General features: G+C 69.8%; 17 protein-coding genes and 1 tRNA gene. 14 read left to right on the plus strand and 4 right to left on the minus strand.

Translation table 11 applies throughout. From position 1 onward, the window contains the following. Positions 1-49 precede the first annotated feature (49 nt). Positions 50-1,015, plus strand: coding sequence for a phage baseplate protein (locus EV137_RS19070; protein ID WP_134130209.1), 966 nt, complete (start codon positions 50-52; stop codon positions 1,013-1,015). A gap of 1 nt (position 1,016) precedes the next feature. Here the strand turns inward: EV137_RS19070 and upp are convergent, their stop codons facing one another. Next, complete coding sequence (upp, locus tag EV137_RS19075; RefSeq protein ID WP_134002207.1) at positions 1,017-1,658, minus strand: uracil phosphoribosyltransferase; 642 nt, start codon at positions 1,656-1,658, stop codon at positions 1,017-1,019. Positions 1,659-1,760: 102 nt separating this feature from the next. On the opposite strand from upp, the gene EV137_RS40635 reads away from it, so the two are divergent. The 5 genes from EV137_RS40635 to EV137_RS19095 all read left to right on the plus strand — a co-directional run bounded on the left by EV137_RS40635 (position 1,761) and on the right by EV137_RS19095 (position 4,767). Next, positions 1,761-1,922, plus strand: coding sequence for a hypothetical protein (locus EV137_RS40635; protein WP_166679932.1), 162 nt, complete (start codon positions 1,761-1,763; stop codon positions 1,920-1,922). Positions 1,923-1,997: 75 nt separating this feature from the next. Next, the gene (locus EV137_RS19080; RefSeq protein WP_133786636.1) at positions 1,998-2,483 is read left to right on the plus strand and encodes a tRNA adenosine deaminase-associated protein; all 486 of its coding nucleotides are present in this window, start codon (positions 1,998-2,000) and stop codon (positions 2,481-2,483) included. A gap of 31 nt (positions 2,484-2,514) precedes the next feature. Beyond that, entirely contained in the window at positions 2,515-2,943 is a 429-nt protein-coding gene (locus EV137_RS19085; protein WP_134004253.1) for a nucleoside deaminase, read from the plus strand. 13 nt (positions 2,944-2,956) lie between these two features. Continuing rightward, positions 2,957-3,047: transfer RNA gene (locus tag EV137_RS19090), tRNA-Ser, on the plus strand. A gap of 208 nt (positions 3,048-3,255) precedes the next feature. After that, entirely contained in the window at positions 3,256-4,767 is a 1,512-nt protein-coding gene (locus EV137_RS19095) for a potassium/proton antiporter (RefSeq protein ID WP_134130210.1), read from the plus strand. Here the strand turns inward: EV137_RS19095 and EV137_RS19100 are convergent. Both EV137_RS19100 and EV137_RS19105 read right to left on the minus strand, forming a co-directional pair. Then, positions 4,764-5,327 (minus strand): LytR C-terminal domain-containing protein, encoded by a 564-nt coding sequence (locus EV137_RS19100; RefSeq protein WP_134002211.1) that lies wholly within the window; start codon positions 5,325-5,327, stop codon positions 4,764-4,766. The genes EV137_RS19095 and EV137_RS19100 overlap by 4 nt on opposite strands. A 32-nt stretch (positions 5,328-5,359) precedes the next feature. Next, positions 5,360-5,653: a type II toxin-antitoxin system VapB family antitoxin gene (locus EV137_RS19105; protein WP_133786633.1), complete on the minus strand. Its 294-nt coding sequence runs from the start codon at positions 5,651-5,653 to the stop codon at positions 5,360-5,362. Positions 5,654-5,811: 158 nt separating this feature from the next. Here EV137_RS19105 and EV137_RS19110 point away from each other — a divergent pair, with 158 nt between their 5' ends. The 6 genes from EV137_RS19110 (at position 5,812) to EV137_RS19130 (ending at position 11,117) form a co-directional block, all read left to right on the plus strand. Continuing rightward, positions 5,812-6,516 (plus strand): L,D-transpeptidase family protein, encoded by a 705-nt coding sequence (locus EV137_RS19110; RefSeq protein WP_134130211.1) that lies wholly within the window; start codon positions 5,812-5,814, stop codon positions 6,514-6,516. 58 nt (positions 6,517-6,574) lie between these two features. Continuing rightward, positions 6,575-8,116, plus strand: coding sequence for a helicase HerA-like domain-containing protein (locus EV137_RS19115; RefSeq protein ID WP_134130212.1), 1,542 nt, complete (start codon positions 6,575-6,577; stop codon positions 8,114-8,116). 89 nt (positions 8,117-8,205) lie between these two features. Further along, on the plus strand, positions 8,206-9,546 hold the full coding sequence (locus tag EV137_RS19120; protein WP_134002217.1) for a GGDEF domain-containing protein: 1,341 nt from the start codon (positions 8,206-8,208) through the stop codon (positions 9,544-9,546). A gap of 21 nt (positions 9,547-9,567) precedes the next feature. Then, the gene (locus EV137_RS19125) at positions 9,568-10,092 is read left to right on the plus strand and encodes a SigE family RNA polymerase sigma factor (protein WP_134002219.1); all 525 of its coding nucleotides are present in this window, start codon (positions 9,568-9,570) and stop codon (positions 10,090-10,092) included. Continuing rightward, positions 10,089-10,493: a hypothetical protein gene (locus tag EV137_RS40640; protein WP_166679933.1), complete on the plus strand. Its 405-nt coding sequence runs from the start codon at positions 10,089-10,091 to the stop codon at positions 10,491-10,493. Before EV137_RS19125 ends, EV137_RS40640 begins: the two co-directional genes overlap by 4 nt. A 375-nt stretch (positions 10,494-10,868) precedes the next feature. After that, on the plus strand, positions 10,869-11,117 hold the full coding sequence (locus tag EV137_RS19130; RefSeq protein ID WP_134130213.1) for a hypothetical protein: 249 nt from the start codon (positions 10,869-10,871) through the stop codon (positions 11,115-11,117). Positions 11,118-11,261: 144 nt separating this feature from the next. Here EV137_RS19130 and EV137_RS19135 read toward each other — a convergent pair whose 3' ends face one another. Next, positions 11,262-12,461 carry a DUF8814 domain-containing protein gene (locus EV137_RS19135; protein WP_134130214.1) on the minus strand — a complete coding sequence of 400 codons (1,200 nt, stop codon included), beginning with the start codon at positions 12,459-12,461 and terminating at the stop codon, positions 11,262-11,264. A gap of 155 nt (positions 12,462-12,616) precedes the next feature. Here EV137_RS19135 and EV137_RS19140 point away from each other — a divergent pair, with 155 nt between their 5' ends. After that, positions 12,617-13,132, plus strand: coding sequence for a SigE family RNA polymerase sigma factor (locus EV137_RS19140; RefSeq protein ID WP_130386848.1), 516 nt, complete (start codon positions 12,617-12,619; stop codon positions 13,130-13,132). Beyond that, complete coding sequence (locus EV137_RS19145; RefSeq protein WP_134130215.1) at positions 13,132-14,199, plus strand: hypothetical protein; 1,068 nt, start codon at positions 13,132-13,134, stop codon at positions 14,197-14,199. The genes EV137_RS19140 and EV137_RS19145 overlap by 1 nt, the downstream gene beginning before the upstream one ends. The last annotated feature ends 19 nt before the right edge of the window (positions 14,200-14,218 follow it).

Raw genomic sequence — 14,218 nt, forward strand, 5'->3', positions numbered from 1 at the left:
GCGCGCGAACTGGTGACAGTTCGCGGTAAACGGCTTACGGTCGGGCGCTATGAACAATCTCTCCCGCCGTGGGTTGCTCGCTGGTGCCGGTGCTGTGGTCGTCGCCGGAGCCGTAGGTGCGCCCGCCTCCGCGAATCCGTTCACCCTGACTCCGACGCGCCGCTTCGTGCTGGACGGACCGGGTGGCGAGATGTTCCGCAGCAAGCCGCTGGCGGACGTGACGGTCATGCAGTCGATCGCCTTCGACAGTGCGAACCAGCGGCTCTTCACCGGGCAGTTGCGGGCCGGATCGCCTTCCAGCAGTGGTGATCTCACGCTGACGCAGCTCACGCTCGCCGGTGATGTCGTCGGGCACATGTACCTGAGCGGGTTCGGCCACGCGGTCTCGATCGGTGCGGAGACCGTCGGGCGTACGACGTACCTCTGGACCGAGACCGACGTGGACACGGCGAACGCGCGTGGCCGGCAGATCGCCCGTTTCCGTTGGCAGGACGGCGCGACGCTGACGAAGGACTCGCCGGGGCTGCGCAGCTGGAAGCCGGTCGCGGACGGTGCCGTGTTCACGCCGTCGGTGGATCAGCAGCACGGGCGGATCGGGATCCGGCACACGCTGGCGGACGGGTTCCACATCAACGTGTACTCGCTGGCCGCGGCACGCGCCGGTGACTTCTCACGGATGCTCGCGTCGTTCAAACAGCCCACGATGACCGCGGGCATCGACTTCCAGGGTTGGGCCCTGTACGGCTCGTACGTCTACCTGTGGGAGGGCGAGGCGTACGCCGGTACCTTCGATCCCGATCTGGCGACGTCGAAGCTCTGGGCGTACGACATCAACAAGGGCGAGGTCGTCGAGTCCGTGAAGATCCTGGACGGCGCCGACCTGGTCTACCGCGAAGCCGAGGGCGTGGGCGTGTACGTCGACCCGCTCGGCTGCCCGCGCCTTTGCTTCGGCTTCGCCTCCGGCGTCACCGGCGACCGCCGCGCCAACCTCTTCTACCGCGACACTCTCGTGTGACCTACTGGGCGACGCCGTACAGACGGTCGCCGGCGTCGCCGAGGCCTGGGACGATGTAGCCCTTTTCGTTCAGGTGGGAGTCCATGCCGGCGATGACGAGGTTGCACGGTACGTCGAGGTGGGTCAGTTCGTTCTCCACGCGCTTGACGCCTTCCGGGGCGGCCAGCAGGCAGATGGCGGTGATGTGGTCGGCGCCGCGGTCCACCAGGAACTGGATCGCTGCCGCGAGCGTGCCGCCGGTGGCGAGCATCGGGTCCAGGACGTAGCACTGGCGTCCGGACAGGTCCTCGGGAAGGCGTTCGGCGTACGTCGACGCGGTCAGGGTCTCCTCGTTCCGGACCATGCCGAGGAAACCGACCTCCGCGGTCGGGAGCAGCCGGGTCATGCCCTCGAGCATGCCGAGACCGGCGCGCAGGATCGGGACGACGAGCGGCTTCGGCGCGGCGAGCTTCACGCCCTGCGCCTCCGCGACCGGGGTCTGCACCGTGACCGGACCGGTCCGCACGTCCCGGGTCGCCTCGTAGGCGAGCAGCGTGACGAGCTCCTCGGTCAGCCGCCGGAACGTGGGTGAGTCCGTGTGCTCGTCGCGCAGCGCGGTGAGCTTGTGGGCGACGAGCGGGTGGTCCACGACGAGGATCTGCATAAGGCCGAACGGTACCGTCGGCGATTCGCGGCGGGAAAGCGCGCCCGCTGTCAGACTGGAAGTGCATTGGATTGGCCCTGTCGCCCACCAGGGAGTAGTTCGATGACCGAGAAGACGCCTGAGCAGCTCGACCGGCTGCGCCGCCGCGCCGCCTTTCTGCGCGAGCTCGACGAAATGCGTGCCCTCCGCGACCGGATCGCGCCCCGGCGGGCCCGCGTCCGGCAGTTGCGCGAGGCGATGCGCAGAGCGACGTACCATCACTGAGGCGTAGACCGGTGTTGGCGGATCCGATATCGGCTTGAGATCGCCGGGACGCCGCAGACCTGCGACGATGATGCGGTGTCTGATGCCACGGTTACCGACCTGGACTTCGCGGTCGCTGCGTACACCGAGGACGGGAACTGGACCGTCACGCCGCTGGTACTGCGCGGTGAGCCCGATCTGTCCACGCTGGTGTCAGCACTCCGCCGGTATCCCGGTGAGGCCGGGGTGCTCGGCCTGGTGTCGGTCGACGAGGACTTCTTCGTCCTGGTCCGGGTGCTCGGCGGCCGCGCCCGGCTGCTGATCTCCGACGTGACCGCCGCGACCGAGTGGCCGCTGGCCCGGCAGGTCGTGGACGAGCTCGACATCCCGCTGGCCGATGACGACGACGAGCAGGTGCCGGCCGGCGACCTGACGATCGTCGCCGACCTCGGGATGACCGCGATGGACCTCGGCGCGCTGTGCGACGACGTCGACCTCTATCCGTACGAGATGCTCGAGGAGATCGCCGAGACCCTTGGCTTCGGCAACCAGTTCCACGACGCCATCGAAGCCGTTGGCTAGCCCGATCCTGCGGCAGGCGTGGTCGCGGTTGATGACGCTGGCCCTCGAGGAGGCCGAGCGGGCGTTGCCCGACGTACCGATCGGGGCCCTCGTGGTGGACGAGGGCGGGGAGATCATCGGGCGCGGCCACAACGAGCGTGAGGCGACCGGCGATCCGACCGCGCACGCCGAGGTGCTCGCGATCCGCGACGCGGCCCGCCACGTCGGTGAGTGGCGGCTGACCGGCTGCACGTTGGTGGTCACCCTGGAGCCGTGCACGATGTGCGCCGGGGCGATCGTGCTGTCCCGGCTGGATCGGCTGATCTTCGCGGCGTACGACGAGAAAGCCGGTGCGGTGGGGTCGCTCTGGGACGTCGTACGGGACCGCCGGCTCAACCACCGGCCCGAGGTGATCGGCGGCGTGATGGCCGACGAGGCCGGTGCCCGGCTGCGCGATTTCTTCATCGGCCACAGACCTTGATATTGTCCTCGGCGGTGGCGTGTCCGAGCGGCCGAAGGAGCGCGCCTCGAAAGCGCGTGACGGGCAACCCCCGTCCGAGGGTTCAAATCCCTCCGCCACCGCCATTCGGTCAGATGGTTCCGCACGAAGTGTGGGACCATCTGACCGAATATCAAGTGCTGTGGGATTTGGGAGGAGCCTGCGACGGTTCCCTCCGCCACCGCCAACCGCCCTCCGGGGCGGCCAGATAGGCCGGAGACCCTGATGCTGTGTGATGCGTCAGGGTTTTCGTCTCTCTGGACCTGACTCGGGACGCTCGACGAGAGGGCCCCTATGGATGTTGCGGAGCTCGACGGGATTCTGCTCGCGGGCGCGGCGATTCTGCTCGTCGCCGTGGTCGCGGTGCGGTTCTCCGCGCGGCTCGGGCTCCCGTCGCTGCTGATCTACCTCGGGATGGGGCTGCTCCTGGGGGAGTCGGGTCCGGGGCACATCCATTTCGAGGACGCGCAGCTGGCGCATGCGCTCGGGTTCGCGGCGCTGGTGGTGATCCTGACCGAGGGCGGTCTGACCACCAGGTGGAACGAAGTACGGCCGGTCATGCCGCTCGGGCTCGTGCTGGCGACGGTCGGGGTCGCGGTCAGCGTCGGTGTCGTCGCCTGTGTGGCGCATTTCGTGCTGGGACTGAACTGGCAGTTGTCGGTGCTGCTCGGCGCCGTGACGTCGCCGACGGACGCGGCGGCCGTGTTCTCGGTGCTCAGACGGGTGCCGATCCGTCCGAGGCTGCGTGGGGCGCTGGAGGCGGAGTCCGGTCTGAACGACGCCCCGACGGTCCTGCTGGTCACGCTCGTCAGCACCGGCGAGGTCGGCGAGAAGGGCCTGCTGTGGTTCAGCGGCCTGGTCGTCTACGAGCTGGTCGTCGGCGCGCTGTTCGGACTGCTGATCGGGTGGGTGAGCGTCGGGCTGATCCGCCGCATGGCGCTCGGATCCGCCGGTCTGTACCCGCTGGCGGTGCTCTCGGTGGCGTTCATCTCGTACGCCGGTGGCTCGGTGCTGCTCCACGTGTCGGGGTTCGCGGCCGTGTACGTGACGTCGCTGGTGCTGGGACGGGCGGAGTTGCCGCACCGGATGGCGACCCGGTCGTTCGTCGACGGGATCGCCTGGCTCGCGCAGATCGGGTTGTTCGTGATGCTCGGGCTGCTGGCGTCGCCGGGGCGGTTCCGGTGGGACGACGTACTGGTCGCCCTGGTGATCGGCGTCGCGGTGACGGTCGTCGGGCGGTTCGCGTCGGTGGCGATCTCGGCGGCGCCGTTCCGGTTGCCGTGGCGAGAGCGGACCTTCATCTCGTGGGCGGGCCTGCGGGGCGCGGTGCCGATCGTGCTCGCCACCATCCCGCTCGCCGAACAGGTGCCGCAGGCGCAGCGGATCTTCGACGTGGTGTTCGTGCTGGTGCTGCTGTTCACGCTGCTGCAGGGGCCGTCGCTGCCGTGGCTGGCGAAGCGGCTGGGCGTCCTCGACGAGAACGCGGCGCACGAGGTGGACATCGACGTGGCGCCGCTGGAGTCGCTCGGCGCGGACATGCTTCAGGTGTACGTCCCGAGCGAGTCCCGGCTGGCGGGGGTCGAGATCACTGAGCTGCGGCTACCGCCCGGTGTCTCGGTCGCGCTGGTGATCCGCGGCGAGCGCGCCTTTGTCCCGGACCGCCGTACCGTGCTCCGGGCCGCCGACAACCTGCTCGTGGTCGCGCCCAGTCCGGTCCGCGAACAGACCGTCCGCCGCCTCCGCGCCGTCTCCCGAGCCGGCCGCCTGGCCGGCTGGTTCGGCGAACGCGGCCGCGAGAACAGTTAGTTGGGGTTCTGGCCTGACGGGATCGGCTGCGGGCTGTGGATGACCGGGAGGCAGACCGTGGCGCCGGGGGCGACCGTGACCGACGGGATGCCCTTGAGCTTCACGGAGCCGAAGCCGGCGCCGATGACCAGGTCGACGGTGTGATCGGTGCGACCGTCGGCGACCATGACCGCCTTCTGGTTCAGCTGACCCGCGACCAGGAGCATCTCGGGCGCGTCCGCGGCGGCACCGCGCAGCGCCACCACGTCGACCTTGTCCCCCTTGGGCTCGTTCGCGACCTTGTCGATGTTGAACCCACGCTGCTTGAGCGCCTCGGCCACCCGGCCGGCCGATCCCGCGCGGGCCCCGCCGTTGTAGACGTTCAGCACGACCTGCTTCGGGACCAGACGGTTGTTGGTCAGTTTCTGCTCGGTGCAGGTCGGCTCGGCGCTACTGTTCACGAGCGAGTTCCAGCCCCACCAGCCCCCACCGACGAGGATCCCCAGCAGGATCACCATCGTGATCGGCGTACGCCACCGGATCCGCGAGTGCGGTCTCGGTTGCGGATGGATCGCTGTCATTTGCTCCTCCCCCCGTGAGCGGCAGCCATTGGTCAGTCCACTACCAGTACCCGTGCATGCAGGACCTGACGCTGCTGCAGCGCCGCACGGAGTGCGCGGTGCAGGCCGTCCTCGAGGTACAGGTCGCCCTTCCACTCCACCACGTGCGCGAACAGATCGCCGTAGAAAGTCGAGTCCTCGTCGAGCAGCGCGTTCAGGTCCAAAGTGCCCTTCGTCGTGACGAGTTCGTCCAGCCGCACCTGCCTGGGCGGCAGTGAAGACCAGTCCTTCGGCCGCAGCCCATGGTCCGGGTACGGCTTGTCGTCCCCGACACGCTTGAAGATCACCCACCGAAGTCTAGCGGTGTGAAAGGTCCTGCGAGGAGGTCACGAATGTCACCGGAATAGTCCGCTGAGCGACTCAACCTTTCGATGCCGTTGGACGTCCCACAGGAACAGGGCACAGTGAGCGCGGTTCCGCGCCCACGACCATGGGGGTGAACGGTATGCGAATTCTTCCCGAACTCGGCCTCGCAACCGCGGCGATCGCGTTGATCGGACTCGGTACGACGGTGCCGGCCGAGGCGATCACGGTGTCTCAGGTGAAGACGGCCCAGACCCGCCTGAACGGTCTCGGCTGCACCTCGGGCCCGGTCGACGGCAAGGTCGGTGCGATGACCCAGGCGGCGACCGTCCGGTTCCAGTCAGCCAACGTCCTGAGTCAGACCGGTTCGCTGAACAGTACGACGTACGCCCGGCTGATGGCCTCGACCGCGAAGCGCTGCGACGTCCGCCCCGTGCCCGGTCGCTCGGGGACCGGGCGCCGGATCGTGATCAGCCAGACGCAGAACTGGGTGTGGCTGATCGATGCCCGGGGCAAGGTGGTCCGGCAGGGCGGGATCATCGACAACCCGATGTACCTGAAGGCCGGCACGTATTCGAGCGGCTCGAAGTGCGGGCGGGCGGCGCGGGTACTGCGGAACACCGACGGCGGACGGCTCTACCTGAACCATTTCGTCCGGTTCGCACCGTGCGGGGTCGGGTTCCACCAGATTCCGACGTACCAGTCGAACGGGCAGCAGATCCACGCCGACTGGCTGCTCGGGACGAACTACCGGGCCTCCCACGGCTGCATCCGGGTCTCGGCCTCGATGTCGGTCGCCATCTGGTCCTTCGCGGCGGGCGCGACGCGTGTGGTCGTGATGCGCTGACTGCGGAGGGCTAGCATTCGAGCGGGCAATTCCGTCAACCGGGGAAAGGCGCGCTCAGATGGCCGAGAAAGCCGACGTCGTGGAGACCGTGAAGCAGGGGTACGCGTTCGAGGGGGCGGCGCTCGAGCTGGGTGCGCTGCTGGTCGACGACGAGCCGGCACCGGAGGCGGCGGTCCGGATCCCGCTGGGAATGATGAACCGGCACGGCCTGGTCGCGGGTGCTACCGGTACCGGTAAGACGAAGACTCTGCAGTTGATGGCCGAGCAGCTGTCCGCGGCCGGTGTCGCGGTGTTCGCCGCCGATATCAAGGGCGACCTGTCCGGCGTCTCGCAGCCGGGTGAGGGCAACGACAAGCTGCTGGTCCGGACCAAGTCGATCGGCCAGGACTGGACCGCGACCGGCTTCCCGACCGAGTTCTACGCGCTCGGCGGGCAGGGGACGGGCATCCCGATCCGCGCGACGATCACGTCGTTCGGCCCGGTGCTGCTGTCCAAGGTGCTGGGGCTCAACGACGTCCAGGAGTCGTCGCTCGGGCTGATCTTCCACTACGCCGACAAGGCCGGGCTGACGCTGCTCGACCTCAAGGACCTGCGGGCCGTCATCACGCACCTCACGTCCGACGAGGGCAAGGACGACCTGAAGGAGCTGGGCGGGCTGTCCGCGGCGACGGCCGGCGTGATCCTGCGATCGCTGATCGGGTTCGCGGACCAGGGCGCCGAGGCGTTCTTCGGCGAGCCGGAGTTCGACACGGCGGACCTGCTGCAGCAGCGTGACGGCAAGGGCGTCATCTCGCTGCTCGAGCTGCCGAACCTGCAGGACCGGCCGGCGCTGTTCTCGACGTTCCTGATGTGGCTGCTCGCCGATCTGTTCCACGACCTGCCCGAGGTCGGCGACGTCGACAAGCCCAAGCTGGTGTTCTTCTTCGACGAGGCGCACCTGCTGTTCAACGACGCCTCGAAGGCGTTCCTGGACTCGATCGCGCAGACCGTCCGGCTGATCCGGTCGAAGGGCGTCGGCGTGTTCTTCGTGACCCAGACGCCGAAGGACGTGCCGGACGACGTCCTGGCGCAGCTCGGTTCGCGCGTGCAGCACCAGCTGCGGGCGCACACGCCGAACGACGCGAAGGCGCTGAAGGCGACGGTGTCGACGTTCCCGAGCTCGTCGTACGACCTGGGTGAGGTGCTGACCCAGCTCGGGATCGGTGAGGCGATCGTGACCGTGATGAACGAGAAGGGCGCGCCGACCCCGGTCGCGTGGACCCGGCTGCGGGCGCCGCAGTCGCTGATGGCGCCGGCGTCCGCGGAGCAGCTGACCGCGACGGTGCAGGCGTCGGCGAACAACGCGAAGTACTCGCAGACGCTCGACCGCGAGTCGGCGTACGAGGTGCTCGCGGCGAAGGTGCAGGCCGGTGCCGCGCAGGCCGAGGCCGAGAAGCAGCAGCAGGAGCAGGCCAAGCAGGAGCCGCGGCCGCGGGCGCAGAAGCAGGAGAAGTCGATGGTCGAGCAGGTCGTCGGGTCGTCCGCCTTCAAGCAGTTCGCCCGTTCGGCCGGCCGGGAGATCGTCCGCGGCCTGTTCGGCGCAGCCCGCCGCCGGCGCTGAAAGCATCGGCGATCGTTCTCAAGTCGTCATCCACAGCCGCGCCGACACCGATTGGGACCTGACGCCCGCACGTCGTACCGTGTGAGGTGATGGTTGCACAGAGTAGGCGAGCGATACGTTCCTGGGCGCTCTGGACCCTGACGGTCCCGGCGTTCGCCGTTGTCGTGCTCGTCGATCTGGCCGCGATCGGGTACGGCGTGCACGCGTTCACCGACCGCCCGACCTGGCACGGGCTGGACGTCGTGTTCGCGCTGACCGTGTCCGCGCTGATCTCCGTCGAGGGCGCTCGCCGGGTGGAGCGCCGGCGGCGGCGCGGCGGCGCACTGCACAAAGACATCGCCCCGGCGTGGATGATCGCCGCGGCGCTCATCCTGCATCCGGCGCTGGCGATCCTGGTCGCGGTGCTGCTGCGGATCTGGTGGCGGATCCGGGCCGGCAAGTGCATCCCGTACCGCTGGGCCTTCTCGACCGCCGTCCACGTCCTCGCGGTCGGCGCCGCGCACGCGGTCTTCGTCTCCGCGCGCGGCCTGACCGCCGACAGCGGCCTCGGCCTGGTCGTCTCGATGGTCGGCGGCGCGATCGCGTACGTCGTGACCGACACCCTGCTGTGCGGACTCGCGATCTCGCTGATCATCCCGGGCAGCAACCGCCGCGAGACAGTCGGCGGGCTGGACGATCTGTGCACCGACGCGACGGCCGCCACCTTCGGCTGCCTGCTCGCGGCGGCCTGCCTGATCAGCCCGTGGTTCGCGTTCGTCGCGATCCCGATCACGCTGACCGCGCAGCGCGCGCTGCTCCTCGGCCAGTTGGAGACCGAGGCCCAGACCGACCCGAAGACCAGCCTGACCCGGGTCGACTGGTGGCGCCGCCGGACCGAGCAGATGCTGCGCACCTCGCGGAACCAGCACGAGTCGATGGCAGTGCTGCTGATCGACATCGACCACTTCAAGCAGGTCAACGACCGGCACGGGCACCTGGTCGGCGACGAGGCGCTGCGCGCGGTCGCGACGATCCTGCGCAGCGCGATCCGGGCGAAGGACGTGATCGGCCGGTTCGGCGGCGAGGAGTTCGTGATCGCGCTCCCGGACACCGGCCTCGACGAGGCGACGGTGACCGCCGACCGGCTCCGCAACGCGGTCGCCAACAGCCCGCTGGCCGCGATGTGCGCCGGCGTACTCGACGACCCGGACCTGGACCCGGACACCTTTCGCCTGACCGTCAGCATCGGGGTCGCGGTGTACCCGACCGACGGGGCGACCGTGGACGACCTGCTGCTCCGCGCCGACCGCGCGATGTACGCCGCGAAGGCCGCCGGCCGGAACCGGGTCCGCCTGGCCGCCGACACCGTCCCGCTGCCCCGGCTGACCGCGTCGAGGCAATTCTCGGAACAGACAGAACCTTTGGCGCCCGCTCCGCGTCCTGTGAGGTGAGGACGGCAGGACGGAGCGCACATGGCGGTAACGGGGAGTCGTGACGACGACTTCACGGCGTTCGTGCTGGCCAGATCCGCGCGGTTGGTGCACTTCGCGCGGGTGCTCTGTGGTGACGCCGGCCTCGCGGAGGATCTGGTGCAGACCGCGCTCGAGAAGGCGTACCTGCGCTGGGACCGGATCGAGATGGCCGACCCGTTCGCATACGTCCGGCAGGCGGTGGTCAACCAGCACCTGTCCTGGGTACGGCGCCGGCCGTGGCGTGAGCGTCCCAGTGGCGACGCGGCGGAGCTCGACCTGCTCCTCGAAGCGGCCGTCGATCCGAGTGGCGGGGTCCATCGGCGAGTGGCGGTCGGGGCCGCGCTCGCCACGCTGAGCCGGCGCGAGCGAGCGGTCGTCGTACTGCGGTACGTCGAGGACCTCACCGAACGCGAGACCGCGGCGGTTCTCGGAGTAGCGATCGGGACGGTGAAGAGCGCGAACGCGCGAGCCCTGGACAAGCTACGGGCCGCGCCGGAGCTGAGCGGCGTGGGGGAGCGAACATGAACGACGAGCGCGGGACGCCGGCCGAGGAGCGGCTTCGGGTCGTGCTGGCACCGGACGATTCCATCGCGCCTCTCGATCCGGCGCGGGTGATTGCTGGTGCCCGTCGGCGGCGGACCCGGGGGCGGGTCGCTGCGGCTGGGGCTTCGGTTGCGGTCGTCGCTGTGGTGGCGGTCGCGGGAATCGCGGGCAGTGATCAGCTGCGGGGCGACGTACCGCAGCCGGCGAATCCTGGTCCGTCGCCGACTGTCCGGACTCCGACCCCGACACCGACGCGCGCGACCCCCACCACACCTGAGCCGACGCCGACGATACCGCCCGGCGTGCGGCCGACCGGGCCGCCCACGGCGCGACCTACGAGTACTCCGTCGGGTTTGCCCACCTCGACGCGCTCTGCCCGCTGAACAGAACCTTTTCGCGACCCGGCTGCGTCCTTCAGCCCGACCGAACATCAAAAAGGTGCGGAGGGCAACAATGAACGAGGTAGGCCGGAAGCGGCGGATGACCCGGATCCTGCTGGGCGGGCTCGCGGCCGCGGCGGTGGTGGGCGTCGCAGTCGCCGGTACGGCGATGGCGCGCAGCGGCAACTCAGCCGCCGACACATCCGTCCAGGGCGGACCAACCGCCGCAACCCCCTCGCAGGCGACCCCAACCGCAGCCACCCCGAGCGAGGCCGCCACCCCGACCCGCTCACCATCGTCACGGCCGGTCCCCCCGACCCTCCCGCCGACCCTCCCGCCAACCCTCCCGCCAACCCTCCCGTCAACGCCGTCTCCCACGTGCAGCCCAACCGCAGCGCCAACGCGCCCACCGACAGCGACGCCGAGCCTCCCGCCGACCGCGACGCCGACTCGTCGGCCGGTTCCTACGCCTACCCGCTCACCGAGGGACTCTTCCTGCGCGACGCCGACGGTCTCGCCGACGCGGCCGCCTGCGCCGCGGGCGACTCCGACGCGGTCTCCGCGTGCGGTGCGGCCGACGCCGACGGTGCCGGCTACCCCGTCTGTCGCGCCGACCCGGTGGTCTGAGCCGCGGGCGACTCCGACGCAGCCGCCGACGGTGCCGTCGCGCGGTAAGTAGGGGCGGACCTCAGGCACTCACCAAGCCGACAGCCGCACGCCCACCGAGCAGTCGGTGAGCGTGCGGCCGTGGTGTTGGTGAGTGGCTGACGTTCAGCAGGCGCCGAAGCTGCCCGCCGAAACCCACGCCTTCGCGACGTACATGCCGGCGTTGACCCGCAGCCACACATTGCTCGTGCCCTGCGACCCGGTGACGCTCTCCCCAGTGGTCTGGCACTCGACGGTGACCTGAGCCGACTTGCCGGCCATCCCAACGACCGCGCCGGTCGAGTTCGGCGCGTTCCGCACGTTCAGATACCCGGACGAGATGGATACCGTCCCGCGCCCGCCGTCGCCGGTCCACAGGTACGTGACGTCGACCCACGAGTTGTCGGCCAGCTTGAGCGCGTCCCAGAACACGCCGTCCGCGAGGTCGATCCCCGCCGGGTTCGCGACGGTCCGGCCGAACTGGTCCTTCCCGCCGTTGTACCCGCTCTGGTACGCCGCCTGCGCCTCGGGCTTGCCCTGCGGCAGGTCCTTCCACATCTCGCGGGTCGCGCTCGGGTTCCAGTAGTCGTCCTTGGTGTTCCACGGTCCGACGTCCCACACCGGCTCGAACGCGCAGCGCGACGCGGTGCAGACCTTCACCGAGTACGTTCCGGATCCGGCGCCGGACAGGCCGCGTCGTGACGGCAGGGCGACGAAGTGGTCCCGGCTCACGATCACGTGGCCGTTGGCCGTCGTACCGCCGACCAGACCTTCACGCGTGGCGAAGACGTGCGACTTGAGCGGTGCCGCTTGGATCGTCATCCGTGGTACGGCGGCCTGGTCAGTGGGCTGCACCGTAACGTCGCCGACCCATGGGCTCGCGCCGGTCGACGGGGCGCTGACGATGATGCGGACCTGGACCTGGTCGCTCGCGCCGGGCAGCGCGGTCGGTGTACCGGCCTTGGCAGCCGTCCACTCCGACCACCTGTTGTTGACCCACGACCGTACGTCGACCTCCGCCGACGAACCGTCCGGCGTACCAGAGGCGTAGCCGACGACCACGGCCGACGTGGGATCCGCGAACCGGACCGGTATGAGTTCGGCCAGGCCGGAGCGTTGCTTGATCTCGGTGGATCCGATCGCGGCCGGCGCGTCGCCGAGGACGATGTGGCTGCCGTCGACCTTGACGTTGCTGGATCCCGCGACGGGTCGGGCCGCGACCGAGACGGGGTCAGGGGTGGCGGCGGCGCTGGGCAAGGTTGCCGTAAAGATCGCGGCGGTCATCGCCAGACAGGCGGTGAGCGCGGTTGTACGGGTGATACGCATGGGCGGAACCTCCGGGGCGGTGAAGGCTTGAGCACCCAATGTGACTCACAAACACCTCTTCTGCATAGCCCGTGAATAAATTTCTCGTGACTAGGCAGAACCCGATCGGTCACCCAGCGGGTTTGGACCGGTGTGACAGAGGCTGAGGAGAATCGATGACCCGGACCGCGGACGCCGACTTCGAGCGATTCGTCGTGGCGCAGTCGACCCCCTTGCTCCGCTTCGCGGAGATGCTGTGCGGCGATCGGCACACCGCCGAGGACCTGGTGCAGCAGGCGTTGATGCGGTCCTACCCGAAGTGGCACCGGCTGGAGGGCGACCCGTTGCGGTACGTCCGGCGGGTGCTGGTCAACCGATTCCTCTCCCAGGCCCGCCGGCGCTGGAACAACGAAGTACCCAGCGACCCGGTGCAGAACGACTGGGACCAGCGAGCGGTGGCGGACTTCGCCGGGGCGGTCCAGACCAGGGAGGCCGTGCTCTCGGCTCTCAGTGGTCTGACCGTCCGGGAGAGAGCCGTGGTCGCGCTGCGCTACTCGCAGGATCTCTCCGAGGCCGAGACCGCCGAGCTGCTCGGCATGGCGGCCGGGACCGTGAAGAGCACGGCCTCCCGGGCGCTGGCCAAGTTGCGTCTGGCACCCGACCTGATCGATACCGGAGTTGGAGGAAACTGATGAGTGACGAGCAGCGGGTACACGACGCGCTCACGTACGAGATGGAGCCGTGGCAGCCGGACGCCAGCGACCTGATGCGGCGCGGCAAGCGGCTGAGCTGGCTGCGGCGCGGACTGGCCGCGGCGGGTGTCACCGCACTGGCCGGAACCGTTGCGACGGTGTCCGCCGCGGTCGGCGGACCGGCCCTGCCGGTGAAGAACCTGCTGGCCGGTGGCGGAAAGCCTCCGGTGCCGGCGGTGATTCCGACCGGTACGCCGACGGCGCCGTCGGTGGACCCGACGTGCCTGCCGCAGAAGCCGGAGAAGCCGCAGCTGCCCAAGGTGACGGTCTCGGTGAACAAGACCATCGACCCGAACAACCCGCCGACGCCGACGGTCCCGGGCAAGCCCAGCCTGCCGACCGCCAAGCCGACGCTGCCCGGCAAGCCGAGTCTTCCGACCACTCCGCCGTCGCTGCCGGGTAAGCCGCAGGTTCCGACGACCAAGCCGACACTGCCGACGCCGAGCTTCCCGACGACCAAGCCGAGCTGGCCGACCACGAAGCCGACCGGGAAGCCGACGCTGCCGACGGCCAAGCCGACGCTCCCGGGAACGCCGACCGTGCCGACCGCCAAGCCGACCCTGCCGACCCTGCCGACCCTGCCGACGACGAAGCCGACACTGCCCGGGAAGCCCACTCTGCCGACCGCCAAGCCGTCGCTCCCGACGACGAAGCCCAGCCTGCCCTCGGCCAAGCCGGTCCCGACGCCGACGGTGCCGGACTGCGTGGACGGCGTACCGACCGCGAAGCCGACCGCGCCGAAGCCGTCACTGCCGACCTTGCCGACGGTGCCGGGCAAGCCGACCGCCAAGCCGACTGCGCCGTCCCTGCCGACGGTCACGGTCTCCGGTGGCGTGGAGGTGACCGTCGACCCGGGCAAGTCGCAGACCGCCGAGCCGACGCTCCCGGGCAAGCCGTCGATTCCGACGACCAAGCCGACGTTCCCGACCCCGTCCGAGAAGCCCAGCATCCCGACGCCGAGCTTCCCGACGACCTTCCCCACCGGCCACCCCTCCTCAAGCCGGTAGGGCACCCGCCACCGGCGAG

This window comes from Kribbella pratensis, from assembly GCF_004366075.1.
Taxonomy (GTDB): domain Bacteria; phylum Actinomycetota; class Actinomycetes; order Propionibacteriales; family Kribbellaceae; genus Kribbella; species Kribbella pratensis.